This is a genomic window from Pseudomonas sp. S12(2018) (genome assembly GCF_024355235.1).
Taxonomy (GTDB): Bacteria; Pseudomonadota; Gammaproteobacteria; order Pseudomonadales; family Pseudomonadaceae; genus Aquipseudomonas; species Aquipseudomonas palmensis.
The window spans coordinates 699,628-717,032 of record NZ_QLAD01000001.1; the positions used below are offsets into that span (position 1 = coordinate 699,628).

Below are 17,405 nucleotides of genomic sequence, written 5' to 3' on the forward strand. Positions count from 1 at the left end.
CTGCAAACAAACGCGAGTAGCCTTGCAAGTTCAACTTGCCTAGCATTTGAAACAACTTGAAACCCACTTTCAAGGGACCGAACAAGTTGCCGAGAAGTTTCAAGAACATTTCGCCAACTTCAAACAGAACAAACAAAAGGAAGTGCACCATGAGCCAGAAAGGCTTTGAGACCGTCATTGAAATCAAATACCGCGACACCGACTCGATGGGCCATGTAAGCAGCCCCATCTATTATGACTACATGCAACATGCCTACCTCTGCTACATGCACCACCTGCTGCAACTGCCAAAGAGCGAAAAACTGCCGCACATCATGGTGCGCAGCGAGTGCGACTACCTCAAGCAGGCCATGTACGGCGAAACCCTGGTGGTCAGCAGCGCCGTGGTGAAATTCGGCACCAAGAGCTTCGAGATCGAACACACCATGCGCCGCCAGGACGATACCCACGAGGTGGTGGCCAGGGCCAAGTCGTACCACGTGATGTTCGACTACGACAAACAGGCCACCGTGCCTGTGCCCCAGGCATTCAAGGATCAGGTCCTGGCTTTCCAGGAAGGCTGAGCCGGCGCTCAGGGACGAACCGTTCGCCGACGCTCAGGCGCCCCGGCGAACCGACTGCAAAGGTACGCTCAATGAAACTCTCCTGGACTCCACAGCAGCTCGCGCTGCTGTCGACCTACCGCGCCATCGGCGTGGAACTGGCCGAGGCGCGGCGCAGCGCCGCCCCCGGTTTCGATCACTACGGCTGGCAGCGCCTGTGCGACGCGGGCCTGTGGAAGCTGGTCATCCCGCTCGAATACGGCGGCCTGGGTGAAGACTGGTGGGGCTTCAGTGCCGCGCTGGAAGGCCTGGCCTCGTCGATCCGCACGCCCGAGCTGCTGCTGTCGGTGATTGCCCAGGCCGGCATGGTCCGTGCCCTGATGCTCTACGGCAGCGACGCCCAGAAGGACCGCTACCTGAGCGCGATCCTGGCCGGCGCGCTGAGCGCCACCGGCATCGCCGAACCGGGCACCGGCACCGACGTGCGCAGTATCCACAGCCTGCTGACCCCGTGCGCGGACGGCTACCGGCTGACCGGCAGCAAGTTCAACATCGCCCATGCACCGGTGGCCGACTTCCTGCTGATCGTGACCCGCCTGGCCACCGACTCCAAGCACAACATCGCCCTGGTGATCATCGACAAGGACACCCCCGGCCTGACCCGTGGCGAGCCGGACGACAAGCTGGGCAACAAGCACCTGCCCACCGGCCCGCTGCACTTCGACAACCTGCCGGTGCCGGCCGAACAGGTACTGGGCGAGCCGGGCCGCGGCCTGCAGCAACTGATCAGGATCATCTCGCTGGGGCGTGCGTACTACGGCCTGGTAGCGGCCAACCTGCCCACGCCGTTCCTGGCCGAGGCCATGCACTACGCGGCCAACCGCCAGAGCTTCAACAGCGCCATCGACACCCACCAGTACGTGCAGAAGCGCCTGGTGGACATCGCCATGGGCATGGAGCGCAACCGCTGGATGGTGTACGCCGCGCTCGACCAGTTGCTGGGCAACGACCCCCAGGCGCTGATGAGCTGCTCGATCGCCAAGCTCGGCGCCGCGCAGGACTTCATCCACAGCGCCATCAGCCTGCTCAAGCTGTACGGCAGCCTGGGCTACCACGAAGGCGACATCGCCACCCTGGTCAAGGACGCGCTGGGCTTTGCCAGCGTGGGCGGCACCGAAGAGATGCACCAGAAGAACATCTTCAACCAGCTGCTGCGCCTGACCCAGGCCGGCTGATCCCGCAGCGCCCGCCCCTGCCACCTGCGCGCCCGGCCCCACCCGGCGCGCGGGCATGGCAGCGCGAGCGTGGGCGCCCTTGACCACTCCCCTTCCTGGTAGAGAACAGACCCGATGCCGATCGAATCGACTTTACTGCACGCAAGCCCTGTCGCCGCCCTGGCCCCGGTGCCCTTCGCCCAACCGTTCGATGACCACCTGGAACAGGCCGGCCTCGACGAGTTGCGCCAGCACCAATTGCTGCGCCTGCGCCAGACCCTGCTGCATGCTTATACCCATGTAGCCTGGTACCGCGAGCAGTTCCATGCACTGGACGTGCACCCCTACGACCTCAAGCACCTCGACGACCTGGCGCACTTCCCGCTGACCAGCAAGGCACAGTTGCGCGACCACTACCCCTTTGGCCTGTTCGCCGTGCCGATGGACCAGGTGCTGCGCCTGCATGCCTCCAGCGGCACCACCGGCCAGCCCACCGTGGTCGGCTACACGCGCAACGATATCGACGTGTGGGCCTCGCTGGTGGCGCGCTCGATCCGCGCTGCGGGCGGGCGGCGCGGCGACCGCATCCATATCGCCTATGGCTACGGCCTGTTCACCGGAGGCCTGGGCGCACACTACGGCGCCGAGAAACTCGGCTGCACGGTGATCCCGATGTCGGGCGGGCAGACCGCACGCCAGGTGCAGCTGCTCAAGGACTTCCAGCCGGACATCATCATGGTGACGCCGTCCTACATGCTCAACATCGCCGAAGAGATCGAACGCCAGGGCATCGACCCGCAGTCGCTGTCGCTGCGCGCCGGGATCTTCGGCGCCGAGCCGTGGGGCGGACAGATGCGCGGCGAGCTGGAACAGCGCCTGGGCATCAAGGCCCTGGACATCTACGGCCTGTCGGAAGTGATGGGCCCGGGGGTGGCCATGGAGCACCTCGACACCCAGGACGGCCCGACACTCTGGGAAGACCACTTCTACCCCGAGATCATCGACCCGGTCACCGGCGCGGTGCTGCCCGACGGGCAGTTCGGCGAACTGGTGCTGACCACCCTGAGCAAGGAAGCGCTGCCGATGGTGCGCTACCGCACCCGCGACCTCACCCGCCTGTTGCCCGGCAACGGTCGCGCCATGCGCCGCATCGACCGCATCACCGGGCGCAGCGACGACATGCTGATCATCCGCGGGGTCAACGTGTTTCCCAGCCAGATCGAGGAGCAACTGCTCAAGCTGCTGATGTTCAGCCCGGTGTACCAGCTGCATGTCAGCCGCCAGGGCAACCTCGACGTGCTGGCCGTACACGTCGAGCTGCGCCCGGAACACAGCGGCCTGAGCGCCCAGCAGCAACAGGCCGCCTGCCAGCAGCTGAGCCACCAGATCAAGGTGCACGTGGGCATCAGCACCCACATCCAGCTGCACCCGTGCCACACCCTCAAGCGTTCCGAAGGCAAGGCCGGCAACGTCATCGACCTGCGCCGCCAGCCCTAGCGGCGCACCCTCTCTCAAGGATCACGAGGTTCCCCTACTCATGGACATGACCATTGGCGATTTTCTGCTGCGCCGCCTTCAGGAATTCGGCATCCGCCACCTGTTCGGCGTGCCCGGCGACTACAACCTGACCCTGCTCGAACAGGTCGAGGCGCTGCCCACGCTCGACTTCATCGGCAACTGCAACGAACTCAACGCGGCCTACGCGGCCGACGGCTACGCCCGCACCCAGGGCTTCGGTGCGGTGCTGACCACCTACGGGGTGGGCGACCTCAGTGCACTCAACGGCATCGCCGGCGCCTATGCCGAGCGGGTGCCGGTGATCATGGTGTCGGGCATGCCGCCGCTGCACGCGATCATCGACCGGGCCCTGATGCACCACACCCTGGGCGACGGCAACTACGACAACATCATGGTGACCCTGCGCCAGTTCACCGTGGCCCAGGCGCGCATCACCGTGGAAAACGCCGCCATGGAAATCGACCGCGTATTGCAGACCTGCTACCGCGAACGCCGCCCGGTGTACCTGCAACTGCCCAGCGACCTGGCCACCCTGCCTATCGAGGTGCCCGACACGCCGCTGCAACTGAGCGAGCCGCGCAGCGAGCCGGGGCAACTGCAGGCGGTGGTACGGGCGCTGGTGGCACGCCTGGATGCCGCCAGCTCGCCGGTGCTGCTGGTGGACATGGACGTGGCGCGCTTTGGCCTGGTGCCCCAGGTGCTCGAGCTGATCGAGCGCTTCGACCTGCCCTTCGCCTGCCTGCCGCCGGCCAAGGCCATGCTGCCCGAGTCGCACCCGCTGTTCCTCGGCACCTACGCCGGTGCCGGCTCCGCGCCCGGCGTGCGTGCGGCACTGGAGCAATCCGACTGCGTGATCAGCCTTGGCGCACGCTTCACCGACACCAGCACCGCGCTGTTCTCCCACAGCTTCATGGACGGCGCGCTGATCCAGCTGCACGCCTACGCGGCCTCGATCGCCAGGCAGCACTACACCGCCGTGAGCCTGGGCCAGGTGCTCCAGGCGCTGGGCCAACAGGCGCTGGCACGCGAGCGCCGCGCCCAGCGCATCCCGCCGTTCAGTGCCAGCCCGGCGTTCGCCGCGCTGTCGGGCAAGCCGCTGAGCCAGCTGCGCTTCTGGCAGCGCATCGGCCACCTGATCGAAGCCGACGACCTGGTCATCGCCGAAAGCGGTACCTCGTCGGCGGGCATCAGCGGCCTGCGCCTGCCGACCGGGGCAACCTGCATCACCCAGCCGATCTGGGGCTCGATCGGCTACACCCTGCCCGCGCTGCTGGGCAGCCTGCTGGCCGCACCGACACGCCGCCAACTGCTGTTCATCGGCGACGGCTCGTTGCAGATGACCGTGCAGGAGCTGTCGACGATTCTGGCGCACAACCTCAAGCCGGTGATCTTCCTGATCAACAACGATGGCTACACCATCGAACGGCTGATCCTGGGCGAGCATGCCAGCTACAACGACGTGAACCCCTGGCGCTATGCGCAACTGGCCAGCGTGCTGGACACCCGCGAGCGCTCGCGCAGCTTCACCGTGCACACCGAGGACCAGCTCGAAGATGCGCTGGCCCAGGCCGCACAGGCCGACACGCTGGTGTTCATCGAAGTGGTGATGGAACGCATGGACGCGCCCGAATCGCTCAAGCGCTTTGCCCGGCTGTTCGCCGAGTTCGACTACGGGCTGCAACCGGCCAGCCTGCCGGCGATTGCCGGCTGAAGGCCGCGCCCGGGCGAGTCGCTCGCCCGGGCGCGGCAGGGTGAATCAGGCGATGGAACGAACCACGCCGCCATCCACGCGCAGGGCTGCGCCGGTGGTGGCGCTGGCCTGGCGCGAGGCCAGGTAGACCACCATGTTGGCGACCTCCTCGACCGTGGCCAGACGCTTGATGACCGAGCTGGGGCGGTGCTCGGCAATGAACCGGGCCTCCAGCGTCTCGCTGTCCACCCCCTGCTCCCTGGCCATCTGGCTGAAGTAGCCGCCCACGCCTTCTGAGCGGGTCGGGCCCGGCAGCACCGCATTGACGGTCACGCCGGTACCGGCCAGGGTCTCGGCCAGCCCGCGGGAAATCGCCAGCAGGGCGGTCTTGGTGGTGCCGTAGTGCACCATCTCGGTCGGGATCTGCAGCGCCGATTCACTCGACAGGAACAGCACCCGGCCCCACTCGCGCGTGGCCATGCCCTTGGCGTAATGGCGCGACAGGCGCACCGCGCTCATCACGTTGACCTCGAAGAAGCGCTGCCAGTCCTCGTCGCTGATCTCGAAGAAGCCCTTGGGCTCGAAGATGCCCAGGTTGTTGACCAGGATGTCGGTTTCCGGCTCCTTGGCAAACAGGATGTCCGCCCCCTCGGCCGTGCCCAGGTCGGCCGCGATGCCCTTGACCTTGGCCCCGGGCAACTTGCGCTGGATCTGTTCGACGGCGCGCGTGACACGGGCCTTGGTGCGCCCGTTGACCACCACCTCGGCACCGGCCTCGGCCAGCCCGTGGGCAATGGCAAAGCCGATACCGGCGGTGGAGCCGCTGACGATCGCACGCTTGCCGTGCAAGGAAATATTCATACCTGCGTCCTTTTCTGGATGACATGTGAACCCCGGCGCGGCGCCGGCCGTGCCGGGGCACGGCCGGCGCAGGCCTCATGGGTGCTTTGACCGCTGCCCTCGATCGAGTTCAGCGCTGGCCTGGGCCGGTGGGGCAAATGACTGCCAGCCCCCACCCAGGGATTTGTACAGGCCGACCATGGCCAGCGACACCGCCGCCGAGCTTTCGACCCACTGCTCCTGGTTGGCCAGCAAGGCGCTCTGCACGGTCAGCACGTTGAGGAAGTCGACCGCGCCCTCCACGTACTGGTTGCGCGCGGTGTCCAGCGCCACCCGGCTCTGGCGCACCGCTTCGTCGAGCAGGTCGCGGCGCAGCTGGCTGGCGTTGTACAGGCGCAGCACATCCTCGATCTCGTGCCAGGCGCGCAGCACCACCTGCTGGTACTGCACAGCCGCTTCCTGCTGCTGCGCCTCGCGCAGCTTGAGCACGCCGGTCAGGCGCCCGCCTTCGAAGATCGGCAGGCTCAACTGCGGGCCGATGGCAAACCGGCGCGAACTCCAGTTGCCGAAGTCCGACAGTTGCAGCGACTGGAACCCCGCGCTGCCCGACAGGCGGATGCTCGGATAGAAGTTGGCCTTGGCCACCCCGATGCTGGCCGTGGCGGCGTGCAGTTGCGCCTGCGCCTGGCGGATGTCGGGGCGCCGCTCGGCCAGTTCCGAGGGCAGGCCCATGGCAAAGCGCTGCGCGGTCTGCGGCATCGGTGCCGGTTGCAGCAGTTCGTTCTGCAGGCTGCGTGGCGGTTCGGCCAGCAGCAGGCTCAGGGCGTTGATCAGTTGCGCCTGGCGGTCTTCCAGGGTGGGCAGGCGCGCCTCGATGGACGCCACCTGCGCCTTGGCCTGGGCCACGTCGAGGTTGGTCGCCACGCCATCGTTCAGGCGCATCTGCGACAGGCGCAGGCTGTGGCGCGACACGTCGAGGTTCTCGCGGATCACCGCCAGGGTGCTCTGCACCGCACGCAGCTGGATATAGTCGTGGGCGGTCTCGGCCAGCAAAGACAGCAGCACGCCCTGGCGGTCGTTTTCGGCCACCTCGACGCTGGCGTCGGCGGCCTCCACCTCACGCCGCACCCGGCCCCACAGGTCCAGTTCCCAGGCAGCGGTGAAGTCGCCCTGCCACAGGTTGAAGGCCGACTTGCCGTTCTTGCCGGACGGGTCGTTGAGGCCATCCTCGCTGTTGCGGGCGCGGCTGTAGTTGCCGTTCAGGTCGACCGACGGGTACTGCTCGGAGGCAATGCTGCTGCGCACCGCGCGGCTCTGCATCAGCCGGGCGGTGGCCACCTGCAGGTCCAGGTTGCGTTCGACCGCGCGCTGCACCAGTGACGACAGCTGCGCATCGTTGAACTGCTCCCACCAGCGCGCCTGCAGCGGTGTCGCCTCGGGCTGGCTGGGGCCGGCCTTCTCCTGCAGGGTCGGCCAGGCCGACGGCGCGGTGGAGCGCGGCGCTTCGAAATCGGGGCCCAGGCTGCAGGCGCCGAGGGTCAGCGTGGCGCCCAGCAGCAAGGGCGAAGTAGCCTGTGCGAAGTTCATCGAGCGCTGACCTCGTTGCCGGCCTGGGCCCTGGCCGGGCTCTGGGTATCAATTTTGGCGATCACCGACATGCCCACGCGCAGGCGGCTGAGCAATGGCTGGTCGGCGTCGAGCACGATCTTCACCGGGATGCGCTGCACCACCTTGGTGAAGTTGCCGGTGGCGTTGTCCGGCTTGACTGCGGCAAAGGTCAGGCCGGTGGCCGGGGCCACGCTCTGCACATGGCCGCGCAGCTGTTCACCGGCAAAGGTATCCACGCTCACCAGCACTGCCTGGCCTGGCTGCACGTGGGTCAGCTGGGTTTCCTGGAAGTTGCCGACCACGTAGGCCTGCGCCAGCGGCACCACCGAGAGCAGCCGTGCGCCCGGGTTGACGTAGGCGCCCACGCGCACGGCGCGCTCGCCGACCATGCCGTCGATGGGTGCGACGATCTGCGTGTAGGACAGGTCCAGGCGGGCACGGTCCAGCGCGGCCTCGGCATGCTTGAGGCCGCCCTGGGCCGCCTCCACCTGCGCGGTGAGAATGTCCACCTGCTTGCGTGCCGCGGCCAGCGCCGCACGGGTGTTGGCCAGGCGAGCCTGGGCCTGATCGACCCGACTGCGCGCCTGCTGGGCGTTCTGCACGGTGCCGGCGCCCTGCTCGGCCAGGCGGGTGTGACGGGTCAGTTCATGGTTGGCGAACGCCAGCGCCGCCTCGTCGGCAGCCACCGTGGCCTGGGCCTGGGCGATCAGCGAAGCCTGGCGTTCGAGGGTGGCGCGGGCGTTCTGGTACTGCGCGCGGGACATCAGCAACTGCGCGTCGGCGGCGGCCAGCGCCGCCTGGAAGTCGCGGTCGTCGATCTGCGCCAGCACCTGGCCGGCCTTGACCTGCTGGTTGTCCTCGACGTGGACCGCCTTGATGAAGCCCGACACCTTGGGCGCCACCACGGTGTAGTCGGCCGTGACGTACGCATCGTTGGTGGACTGCGTGCCGCCGCTGCCGAACAGCGCGGGCAGCGCCACATAGGCCAGGCCGGCGACGACGATCACCGCCACGGCGATCAGGGTGAGTCTGGAAGTTTTACTTGAGGTCATGTCTTTCTCTCTCGACGGGACTAGGCCACTGCACGCGGCGGGTAGATCCGGGTAGGCACAAAGGGAATCAGCACGATCAGCGCCAGTGCCAGCAGCGCCATGCACAGGTAAAGGTCGGCCGAGGTCAGCACCACGGCCTGCTCATGGATGCGCCTGGCCAACCCCGGCGCATCGCTGGCGGCCAGCGGCGAGTTGCCCAGGTTGTCCACCAGCATGTTGGAGTGGAAATGCCGGCGCACCGTGGTCAGGGCCTCCAGCACCCCGGCGGCCACCACCGAAGCCAGGCCCTTGATGGTGTTGAACCAGGCCGAGGCGAACGGGCCGTCCTGCGGGGTCATGCCGCCGGTGGCGAGCATCAGCAGCGGGATCACCGCCATCGGCTGGCCGAAGATCTGGAACAGTTGCAGCACATAGAAGTTTTCGCGCACCCACTGCGAGGTGATCTGCGTGCCGCCCAGGCATGACATGGCGAGCATGCCCAGGCCGATGGCCAGCACCCAGCGGCAGTCCACCGCGCGGATGTTGCACAGCGCCGCGGTCAGCGGCAGCGCCAGCAGTTGCGGCAGCGCCACCAGCAGCATCACCGGGCCGCTGTGCACGGGCCGATAGCCCTGGACCTGGGCCAGGTAGTTGGTGGGGATGATGATCACGGCCGACAGCACCACCAGCACCCCGCCCAGGGTGATCAGGGCGTGGGTCAGGTTGCGGTTGCGCAGCATCTGCAGCTTGAAGAACGGCAGCGGGTGCGACCATTCGTTGATCATGAACAGCACCAGCAGCACCACCCCGCCGCCCAGCAGCCAGCAGATCAGCGGCGAGTTGAACCAGCCCATGCGGTCGCCCTGGGACAGGCCGATCACGATCGAGCAGATGGCCGGCAGCCCCAGCAACAGGCCGCGCCAGTCGAACTGCTTGAAGCGCTCCAGGCGCAACGGGTCCTGCGGCAGGCCCCAGGCCACGCAGCCCATGGCCACCAGCGAGGGCAGGATGATCTGCCAGAACGCCCACTGCCAGCCGACATACTCGGTCCACATGCCCGCCAGCGGCAGGCCCAGGCTCGGCCCGAAGGTCGCGGTCAGGGCGTAGCCGGCCAGGCCGTAGAGCTTGATGCCGGGGGGCAGAAAGCGCAGCGCCACGCTCATCAGCATCGGCGGCAGCGCGCCCCCGGCAAGGCCTTGCAGGGTGCGCAGCAGCATCAGGCTTTCGAGGTTGGGTGCAAACGGGCAGAGCAGCCCCAGTACGGCAAAGGCGCCGATGGCACACAGGGTGAAGCGGCGCAGCGAGAAGGTCACCGAGCACCAGGGCGCAAAGGCCATGGCCGACACCGAGGTGGCCGAGTACAGCGCCACCAGCCAGGCCCCTTCGTCGGCGCCGATGTGCATCCCGCCACGGATGTCGGCCAGGGCCATCTTGGTGACCATCTCGTTGAGGCCGGCGCACAGCACCGCCAGCAGCACGCCGACCAGGCCCACCACGATACGCAGGCCGAAGGCAGCCGGGGCGGCCGGTTTGGCAGGCGCCGCGGCGGGCGCCGGGGTGGCCCCCAAGGGCGCCTGGGCCGCCAGCGACGTCATGGCCGGCCCCCGCCCACAGGCGCTGAAGCACGGCAGAAAAAAGGCACACACATGGCAGGAGGACTCCGGGTAGTTAAGTACCCGGCAAGTCTATGGAGGCCAATAGATGACGAAAACTGACATATTCGCAGTTTATTGCTGCGTCAAACGCAATCCACAAAAGTCGCGCTAACGCGTGCCTGCCCCGGGCTCAGGCGTAGTGCCTGGAGCAGCATTCCTTGAGGGTCTGGCGCAACCAGCGGTGGGCGGGGTCGTTGTCGAAGCGCGGGTGCCAGGCCTGCATGATGGTCACCGCCTCCAGCGCCATCGGGATGCGGAACGAGCGCAGCGGCAGGCCGAGCCGGGCCACGCTCATCAGCACGTGCTCGGGCAGCGCCAGCAGCAACTCGGAGTCGGGCAGCGAGAACATCGCCGAATGAAAGCTCGGGGTGATCAGCGCCACGCGCCGCTGCAGGCCCATGCCGGCCAGCGCCGCATCGATCGGGCCGGCGGCGCGGCCACGGCGCGACACGCTGATCTGCTCGTAGCCGGCGAAGCGCTCGGGGGTGATCTCGTCATCGAAGATCGGGTGATCGACCCGCGCCAGGCCGACGAAAGTGGTGGAGAACAGGCTCTGCACCTTGATCTCGGGGCCGAGGTTGCGCGTGGCACTGATGTACAGGTCCAGGCGCCCGTCGCGCAGTGCGGCGTCCTCGTCGCCGCCCTCGCCTTCGGGCACGAAGCGCAGCACCGTGTGCGGCGCCTGTTCGCGCATGGTTTCCAGCAGGGGCGCGGCAAAGGGCGCGATGAACACATCGTTGGCGCGCAGGTTGAAGGCCCGTTCCAGGCTCTGCAGGTCGACCTCGTCACTGGAACTGAACACCTGGTTGGCCTGCTCCACCACACTGCGCACCTGACTGCGCAGGGCCATGGCCTTGGGCGTGGGCACCAGGCCGCGGCCGGCGCGCACCAGAATCGGGTCACCCACCGCATGGCGAATGCGCGTCAGGGTACGGCTCATGGCCGCGGGGCTCAGGTTCATCCGCCGCGCCGCGCCGACCACACTGCCTTCATCGAGCAGCGCATCCAGCGCGACCAGCAAATTCATATCTGGAAAGTGCATGGCAAGCATCCATTCATTGCTTCGTTGAGTCCGGGGCAAAGCTTAACAGTTTCCGCCGCGCTCACAGCCCCTGCATGTGGCGCAACTAGTCATTGCACGCTGCACCATTTACCGCGCCGCATGCTTTTTTCAAGAATGCTGCTCTTTGCACAGTGAGTGGACCCTGCCCCATGTACAGCGTCGTTTTGATCGCCATCGATGGCTCGCCACGCAGCCACGGCATCCTGGAAACCGTCAGCACGTTCTGCGAGCAGACCCGTCATCGCCTGCATGTGCTGCTGGCGGTCGACCGTGCCTACGCGCTGCCCGAACAGGACGGCCACATCAGCCCGCAGGACGAAACCGAATACCCGGCGGCCAGCCATGAACAGCAGGTGGCCGACATGAGCATGCTGCAGGCCGTGACCCACCTGCGCGAACGCGGCTTCCAGACCGAAGGCAACCTGGTCAATGGCGACCCGGTGTCGAGCATCGTCGCCGAGGCCAAGCGCCTGGGCAGCGACCTGATCGTGATGGGCCACCGCCACCTGTCGCGGCTGGACCGCATGTTCGACCCCTCGATCAGCAGCAAAGTCATCGACAAGGCCGGTTGCCCGGTACTGGTCGATGCGCGTCATCTCTGACGCCCCCTTGCACTCACCCCTTGAACGAGACTACACGGATGAAACTCGATTACCTGCTGCTGGAACAGATTGACGCGGTGGCGCTGATTCGCCTCAACCGGCCGCTGTCGCTCAATGCCCTGTGCGCCGAACTGGCGGCGGAGCTGGCCGGCGTGCTTGACCGCCTGGAACAGGACCGCAGCGTGCGCGCCGTGGTGCTGACCGGCACCGACACGGTGTTCGCCGCCGGGGCCGACATCATGGCCATGCGCAACCGCAACTACATCGACGTGTACACCAGCGACTTCGTGACCGTGGACTGGGAGCGCCTGGCCAGCTTTCGCAAACCGGTGATCGCCGCGGTGGCCGGCTACGCACTGGGCGGTGGCTGCGAGATGGCGCTGATGTGCGACTTCATCATCGCCGCCGAGAGCGCGCGCTTCGGCCAGCCGGAAATCAAGCTGGGGACCATCCCCGGTGCCGGCGGCAGCCAGCGCCTGGCGCACTTCATCGGCAAGGCCAAGGCCATGGACATGGTGCTCACCGGGCGCACCCTGGACGCCCACGAAGCCGAGCGCTGCGGCCTGGTGAGCCGGGTGGTGAGCGACGCGGCGCTGCTCAACGAAGCCTTGCGTGTCGCGGCGCGGATCGCTGGCTACTCCGGGCCGGTAGCGATGATGGCCAAGGAGGCGGTGAACGGCGCCTTCGAAACCACCTTGAGCGAAGGCGTACGCCAGGAGCGCCGGCTGTTTCATTCCACCTTCGCCATCGAAGACCAGAAGGAAGGCATGGCCGCGTTCGCCGAGAAGCGCGAGCCGCAGTTCATGCACCGCTGAACGTTCGCCATGGCAGCGGCACGCGCTCAATCGCGCGGCTTGACCACCACCGTGCAGGTGGTGCCCGCTGCCAGCAGGAAGCCTTCGGGCACCTCGTCGATGTGGATGCGCACCGGTACCCGCTGGGCCAGGCGCACCCAGTTGAAGGTGGGGTTGACGTCGGCGATCAGCTCGCGGCTTTCAGGGTTGTCGCGGTCATAGATGCCGCGCGAGATGCTCTCCACATGACCCTTTAGCACCTCGCCGCTCATCATCTGCAGGTCGGCCTGATCGCCCACCTTCACGTGCGGCAGCTTGGTCTCCTCGAAGAAGCCGTAGACCCAGAACGAGTCCTTGTCGACCACCGCCATCTTCGGCTCACCGGTGCGCGCATAGTCGCCGCGGTGCACGTTGAGGTTGGTCACGTAGCCGTCCACCGTGGCCAGGATGCGCGTGCGCTTGAGGTCCAGCTCTGCCGCCGCCAGCTGCGCCTGGGCCTGCTGGTAGTCGGCCAGGGCCGAGTTGGCGATGTTGCTGGCGTCGTCGCGGTTCTCCCTCGAGATCACCAGGTTGTCCATGTCGGCACGCCGGTGCGCATTGACCTTGCGCATCTCCCAGGTGGCCTTGCGCGAGGCTACCAGCGCCTGCGCCTGTCTGACCGCCACCTCGTAGTGCTCGGGGTCGATCTGGATCAGCAGATCGCCCTTCTTCACCAGCTGGTTGTCGCGCACCGGCACGTCCACCACATAGCCGGGCACGTCGGCGGCCACGTTGATGATGTCGGCGCGTACCCGCCCGTCACGGGTCCAGGGCGTGTTCATGTACTGCACCCACAATTGCCGGCCGATCGCCACGGCAGCTGCCAGTACCAGCAAGGTGGCGATCAGGCTGAAAAACTTTTTCATCGACTAGGGTCTCAACGGTAGACGGTCAGCGCCATGGCGCCAAAGAGGCAAATGAACAGGCACAGGCGCAGCAGCGCCGGGTGCCAGAAAAAACGGTAGCCGTCATGCCCGGCAATGAACCGGTCCAGCCCCCAGGCAAGCCCTGCGGCGAACAGGAACATCAAGGTCATGGTCGGCATGTACAGGCCGTGGAAGGCGATTTCACGGGGCATCGGGCAGTCCTTGCGTCGCGGGCAGGTGGGCCAGCGGCGATTGTGGGTCGAGCAGCGAGGTACGGATGAAGTGCAGGTAGCTCTGCACCCGGCGCAGGGCCGAGGTGTCGAAGTGCCGGGCGAAAGGTTCGTCGGTGGCCTGCACGCGGCTGATCGCATGGTCCACTGCCACCAGCGCACGCTCGTGATTGCTGGCGGTGGGCTGCAGGAACAGCCGCGCCAGCGCCCGGCCCATCACGCGGATGGCCTGGCGCCAGGGCTGGGACTCGGCATAGCACGGGTGCACCGGGAGTATCGCCTGTTCCTTGCGCAGCTCGATGATCGCGTGGCCCACCTCCAGCACCACGAACATCCAGCGCAGCAGCTTGCTCTGCACCTGGGGCTGGCCCACGGCCAGGCCATAAGCCTGGTGCAGCAGGTCACGGGTGCGGCTCTCGAACGCCGAGCCCAGCCCGCGCAGGCGCCCGCTGATGGCGAACAGCACCTGGCCGCGCAGGTCCTGCTCCAGGCGACTCCACAGCCAGCGGCTGTTGGGCGGCAGGATGATCGCCCCGGCCGCCGCGCACACCAGCATGCCGATGACCATGGCGATGTAGTCGTTGACGAAGGTGTAGGGGTTGTACACGGTGAGGTTGTCGGGCACCGAGCCGGTCGAGAAGAAGATCAACAGGCCCAGGCCATAACCGGCGTAGGCCGGGCGCGAGGCCAGGAACGCGCCCACCACGAACACCGGCGCCAGCACCATGCACAGCAGCGGGAAGCCGTCGATCCAGGGGAACACGAAGAAGGTTTCGAAGAACCCCACCAGCGCGCCGAACAGGGTGCCGCAGGCCATCTGGAACGACATGCGCTTGGGGTTGGGGGTGGCCGCCGACAGGCCCACGGTGGCCGCCGCGATCAGGGTCATCATGGCCCCGCTGGGCCACGCCGTGGCCAGCCAGAAGCTGCCCAGCACCAGCAGAATGAACGCGGCCCGCACGCCGGCGGCCAGCGACACCAGCCAGTTGGTCTGGGCCACGTAGGGTTCGTCCCATTGCTCACGGGCGTGGCTGTGCTCGGCCAGCGAGGCGTGGGTCTGGGCATAGCTGTGCAGGTCGTCGACGAAGCGGTACAGCAGTTCGTAGGCGGTGTGAAAGTCGAGCAGGTCGGCGTCGCTGGGCGCGGTGTCGAGGTAGGCGGCGCGCAGGCTGCGTACCCGCTCGGGCAGGTCGTCCTTGTAGGCGGCCAGTTGCTCGGCCAGGCGCGCGGCATCGGCGTGGGTCAGCGAGCGCCCGGCATAGCCGTCGAGCAGGTTGGCCAGGGCATCGAGGCCCGGCTCGATGGCCGTGACGATCTGCAGCGGGCCGCGCTGGCGCAGGCGCTCGAGCAGTTGGTGCAGGGCGTTGAAGCGCGTGGTGATGGCCATGAACTCGCTGTTCATGCGGCCCAGGCGGCCGTTGCGCCGGCGCATGTGCGGGTCTTCGAAGGCGGTCACGCTGCGCAGGCTTTCCAGGCCCACCGCCTCGGCGATGAAGCGCACGTTGCTGCTTTCGAAACGGTCGCGCTGGCTGTCGCCGCGCAGGCCTTCGGCGACGAAGCCGGCGAACACGCCAAAGCGCTGGTACAGGGCGTTGCGCATCGAGGCACTGGCCGACTGCGGCAGGATCGCGGCGCTGACCAGGGTCGACACCAGGATGCCCAGGGAGATCTCCAGCACCCGCCACACTGCCGCCATGAATGCACCGTCGGGGTGCTGCAGGGCCGGCAGGCCGACCATGGCCGCGGTGTAGCCGGCCAGCACGAAGCCATAGGCGCGAAAGTTGCGGTAGCGCATCGCCCCCGCCGAGCAGATGCCCACCCAGATCGCCAGGCTGGGCAGGAACAGCTCGGTGTTCTGCGGGAAGATCGCGATAAGCGCGACCATCACCGACGAACCGGCCAGGGTGCCGAGCAGGCGGTAGAAGCTCTTGGCGAACACGTGGCCGCTCTGCAGCTGCATCACGATGAACACGGTGATCATCGCGGTGCGCGGCTGCGGCAGCTCCAGGCGCATGGCCAGCCACAGGGTGAGAAACGCCGCGCTCAGCACCTTGAAGATGTACACCCAGGTGACGCCGTCGCTACGCGCCCATTCGAAGAAGCCGCGACGCCATTCAAGTGATGCCAGCCAACGAAACGGCAGGGTCATGGCGCTCATTTGTCGAACACCGCCAGGGTGCGCGGGGTGGCCGGTGCGGCCTGCTTATCCGGCGTCGGCACATCGTTGCCGGCGCCCAGCCCACCGCCCAGGGCGGTGACCAGTTCGGCATGCGCGGTCAGGCGCGCGGCCTGCACCTGCTGCTGGATCTGCTGCTGGCGAAACAGCAGGGTCTGCGCATTGAGCACGTTGAGGTAGTCGGTGAGGCCGCGCTGGAACGCGATCATGGCGATGTCGTAGGTCTTCTGCGCCGAGGCCACCGACTCGGCGGCAAAGTGCTGCTGCTCGTCCATCGAGTGGCGGCGGATCAACTGGTCGGACACCCCCTTGAGGGCCTCGACCACGGTCTGGTTGTAGCGCGCCACGGCGATGTCGTAGCCGGCCGAGGCCACGCCCAGTTGCGAGCGCAGGCGGCCACCGTCGAACACCGGCAGGCTGATGGCCGGGCCGACGTTGTAGTTGAACTTGCGCCCGGTGAGAAACTCCAGCGCACCGCCGCCGGTGGCCATGAAGCCGAGCCCGCCGACCAGGTCGACGTTGGGGAAGAAGCCGGCATGCGCCACATCGATACCGCGCGCCTGGGCCGCCACCTGCCAGCGGCTGGCAACCACGTCGGGACGCTGCCCCACCAGCTCGGCAGGCAGCGCCGACGGCAGCTTGAGCGCGGTGGCCAACGAGAGATTCGGCCGCTGCAACTGCGCGCCCTCGCCCGGGCCCTTGCCGGCCAGCGCGGCCAGCTGGTTGCGCGCCAGGGCGATTTCTTCATCGAGGCTGTCGAGCTGGCGATGGGTTTCGGGCAGCGGCGTCTGCGCCTGGCTGACCTCGAAATGGGTGCCGATGCCGCCGGCCAGGCGCCGTTCGGCCAGGGCCAGGATCTGCTCCTGCTGGGCCAGCTCGGCCTTGACGATGTCGCGCTGGGCAAAGTGCAGCGACAGCTGGATGTACACCTTGACGATGTTGTTCTGCAGTTCGAGCTGCGCCTGGCGCGCCTGGGCCACGCTCATGTGGGCCATGTCCACGGCCTGCTCGCTGGCATTGCGCTCGCGGCCCCACAGGTCCAGCGCATAGCTCAGGCCCAGGGTGGCATTGTTGTCCCAGGTGTTGGCACCGGACAGCGCGCCGGGGCCATAGAACTGGTCTTCGGGCCAGTTGTGGCGCTTGAGGCTGGACTGGCCGTTGACCTGCAGTTTTTCGTCGGCCTCGATCACCCCGGCCATGGCCCTGGCTTCACGCACGCGGGCAGCGGCCATGGCCATGGTCGGGCTGCCCTGGAGCGCCAGGGCGATCCAGCGCGCCAGTTGCGGGTCGCCATAGGCTTGCCACCATTGCTGGTCGGGCCAGTGGGCATCCTGCGCGGCTGCTCGGATGGCCGCGTCGGTGGTCAGGGTATTGGCTTGCAGCATCTTGCTTTGCGGGGCGATGCCCCAGGTTCCGATACAGCCGCTCAAGGTCAAGCTAAAGGCACAGACACTGAGCGCATTCAGCGCTCTGATGATGCGACGCGGCACAGCTGCGAGTTCCCGACTAGAAGGTGGATGACGCTAGGTGACGCAAT

15 protein-coding genes are annotated in these 17,405 nt (G+C 67.2%); 6 read left to right on the forward strand and 9 right to left on the reverse strand.

Annotation, left to right across the window (positions count from 1 at the left end; genetic code table 11):
- The first annotated feature begins 149 nt into the window (after positions 1 to 149).
- The 4 genes from DN388_RS03305 (at position 150) to DN388_RS03320 (ending at position 4,985) form a co-directional block, all read left to right on the forward strand.
- Positions 150 to 563, forward strand: coding sequence for a thioesterase family protein (locus DN388_RS03305; protein ID WP_043860990.1), 414 nt, complete (start codon positions 150 to 152; stop codon positions 561 to 563).
- Between the two features lie 71 nt (positions 564 to 634).
- Entirely contained in the window at positions 635 to 1,777 is a 1,143-nt protein-coding gene (locus DN388_RS03310) for an acyl-CoA dehydrogenase family protein (protein WP_078479507.1), read from the forward strand.
- A 114-nt stretch (positions 1,778 to 1,891) separates the two neighbouring features.
- Positions 1,892 to 3,253: a phenylacetate--CoA ligase PaaK gene (gene paaK / locus DN388_RS03315; RefSeq protein ID WP_100633482.1), complete on the forward strand. Its 1,362-nt coding sequence runs from the start codon at positions 1,892 to 1,894 to the stop codon at positions 3,251 to 3,253.
- Positions 3,254 to 3,293: 40 nt separating this feature from the next.
- The gene (locus DN388_RS03320) at positions 3,294 to 4,985 is read left to right on the forward strand and encodes an alpha-keto acid decarboxylase family protein (RefSeq protein ID WP_043860987.1); all 1,692 of its coding nucleotides are present in this window, start codon (positions 3,294 to 3,296) and stop codon (positions 4,983 to 4,985) included.
- Positions 4,986 to 5,030: 45 nt separating this feature from the next.
- On the opposite strand, the gene DN388_RS03325 is transcribed toward DN388_RS03320, so the two are convergent.
- From DN388_RS03325 to DN388_RS03345, 5 genes are all read right to left on the reverse strand, one after another.
- Positions 5,031 to 5,825, reverse strand: a complete 795-nt coding sequence (locus tag DN388_RS03325; protein ID WP_043860986.1) for an SDR family NAD(P)-dependent oxidoreductase — start codon at positions 5,823 to 5,825, stop codon at positions 5,031 to 5,033.
- A gap of 75 nt (positions 5,826 to 5,900) precedes the next feature.
- A complete protein-coding gene (locus tag DN388_RS03330; RefSeq protein ID WP_254996676.1) occupies positions 5,901 to 7,391 on the reverse strand; it encodes an efflux transporter outer membrane subunit in 1,491 nt (496 codons plus the stop codon).
- Complete coding sequence (locus tag DN388_RS03335; protein WP_043860984.1) at positions 7,388 to 8,464, reverse strand: HlyD family secretion protein; 1,077 nt, start codon at positions 8,462 to 8,464, stop codon at positions 7,388 to 7,390. Before DN388_RS03335 ends, DN388_RS03330 begins: the two co-directional genes overlap by 4 nt.
- A gap of 20 nt (positions 8,465 to 8,484) precedes the next feature.
- Positions 8,485 to 10,038, reverse strand: a complete 1,554-nt coding sequence (locus DN388_RS03340; RefSeq protein WP_043860983.1) for an MFS transporter — start codon at positions 10,036 to 10,038, stop codon at positions 8,485 to 8,487.
- Positions 10,039 to 10,228: 190 nt separating this feature from the next.
- Positions 10,229 to 11,140: a LysR family transcriptional regulator gene (locus DN388_RS03345; protein ID WP_043860982.1), complete on the reverse strand. Its 912-nt coding sequence runs from the start codon at positions 11,138 to 11,140 to the stop codon at positions 10,229 to 10,231.
- A gap of 170 nt (positions 11,141 to 11,310) precedes the next feature.
- Between DN388_RS03345 and DN388_RS03350 the strand changes: the two genes are divergently transcribed.
- Entirely contained in the window at positions 11,311 to 11,763 is a 453-nt protein-coding gene (locus DN388_RS03350; protein WP_043860981.1) for a universal stress protein, read from the forward strand.
- 38 nt (positions 11,764 to 11,801) lie between these two features.
- Complete coding sequence (locus DN388_RS03355; protein WP_043860980.1) at positions 11,802 to 12,578, forward strand: enoyl-CoA hydratase; 777 nt, start codon at positions 11,802 to 11,804, stop codon at positions 12,576 to 12,578.
- Between the two features lie 26 nt (positions 12,579 to 12,604).
- Here DN388_RS03355 and DN388_RS03360 read toward each other — a convergent pair whose 3' ends face one another.
- Genes DN388_RS03360 through DN388_RS03375 form a run of 4 tightly spaced genes read right to left on the reverse strand, consistent with a single transcriptional unit; the run spans position 12,605 to position 17,358 of the window.
- Positions 12,605 to 13,462 (reverse strand): HlyD family secretion protein, encoded by an 858-nt coding sequence (locus DN388_RS03360; protein ID WP_043860979.1) that lies wholly within the window; start codon positions 13,460 to 13,462, stop codon positions 12,605 to 12,607.
- A gap of 11 nt (positions 13,463 to 13,473) precedes the next feature.
- Complete coding sequence (locus tag DN388_RS03365) at positions 13,474 to 13,674, reverse strand: DUF1656 domain-containing protein (RefSeq protein ID WP_043860978.1); 201 nt, start codon at positions 13,672 to 13,674, stop codon at positions 13,474 to 13,476.
- Positions 13,664 to 15,850: an FUSC family protein gene (locus DN388_RS03370; protein ID WP_054914863.1), complete on the reverse strand. Its 2,187-nt coding sequence runs from the start codon at positions 15,848 to 15,850 to the stop codon at positions 13,664 to 13,666. The genes DN388_RS03365 and DN388_RS03370 overlap by 11 nt, the downstream gene beginning before the upstream one ends.
- The gene (locus DN388_RS03375) at positions 15,847 to 17,358 is read right to left on the reverse strand and encodes an efflux transporter outer membrane subunit (protein ID WP_254996683.1); all 1,512 of its coding nucleotides are present in this window, start codon (positions 17,356 to 17,358) and stop codon (positions 15,847 to 15,849) included. The genes DN388_RS03370 and DN388_RS03375 overlap by 4 nt, the downstream gene beginning before the upstream one ends.
- Between the last annotated feature and the right edge of the window lie 47 nt (positions 17,359 to 17,405).

What these genes read in the sequence shown, in the direction of transcription:
- DN388_RS03305 (WP_043860990.1), top strand. Translation starts at nt 150, where the DNA reads ATGAGCCAGAAAGGCTTTGAGACCGTCATTGAAATCAAATACCGCGAC.
- DN388_RS03310 (WP_078479507.1), top strand. Translation starts at nt 635, where the DNA reads ATGAAACTCTCCTGGACTCCACAGCAGCTCGCGCTGCTGTCGACCTAC.
- paaK (WP_100633482.1), top strand. Translation starts at nt 1,892, where the DNA reads ATGCCGATCGAATCGACTTTACTGCACGCAAGCCCTGTCGCCGCCCTG.
- DN388_RS03320 (WP_043860987.1), top strand. Translation starts at nt 3,294, where the DNA reads ATGGACATGACCATTGGCGATTTTCTGCTGCGCCGCCTTCAGGAATTC.
- DN388_RS03325 (WP_043860986.1), bottom strand. Translation starts at nt 5,825, where the DNA reads ATGAATATTTCCTTGCACGGCAAGCGTGCGATCGTCAGCGGCTCCACC.
- DN388_RS03330 (WP_254996676.1), bottom strand. Translation starts at nt 7,391, where the DNA reads ATGAACTTCGCACAGGCTACTTCGCCCTTGCTGCTGGGCGCCACGCTG.
- DN388_RS03335 (WP_043860984.1), bottom strand. Translation starts at nt 8,464, where the DNA reads ATGACCTCAAGTAAAACTTCCAGACTCACCCTGATCGCCGTGGCGGTG.
- DN388_RS03340 (WP_043860983.1), bottom strand. Translation starts at nt 10,038, where the DNA reads ATGACGTCGCTGGCGGCCCAGGCGCCCTTGGGGGCCACCCCGGCGCCC.
- DN388_RS03345 (WP_043860982.1), bottom strand. Translation starts at nt 11,140, where the DNA reads ATGCACTTTCCAGATATGAATTTGCTGGTCGCGCTGGATGCGCTGCTC.
- DN388_RS03350 (WP_043860981.1), top strand. Translation starts at nt 11,311, where the DNA reads ATGTACAGCGTCGTTTTGATCGCCATCGATGGCTCGCCACGCAGCCAC.
- DN388_RS03355 (WP_043860980.1), top strand. Translation starts at nt 11,802, where the DNA reads ATGAAACTCGATTACCTGCTGCTGGAACAGATTGACGCGGTGGCGCTG.
- DN388_RS03360 (WP_043860979.1), bottom strand. Translation starts at nt 13,462, where the DNA reads ATGAAAAAGTTTTTCAGCCTGATCGCCACCTTGCTGGTACTGGCAGCT.
- DN388_RS03365 (WP_043860978.1), bottom strand. Translation starts at nt 13,674, where the DNA reads ATGCCCCGTGAAATCGCCTTCCACGGCCTGTACATGCCGACCATGACC.
- DN388_RS03370 (WP_054914863.1), bottom strand. Translation starts at nt 15,850, where the DNA reads ATGAGCGCCATGACCCTGCCGTTTCGTTGGCTGGCATCACTTGAATGG.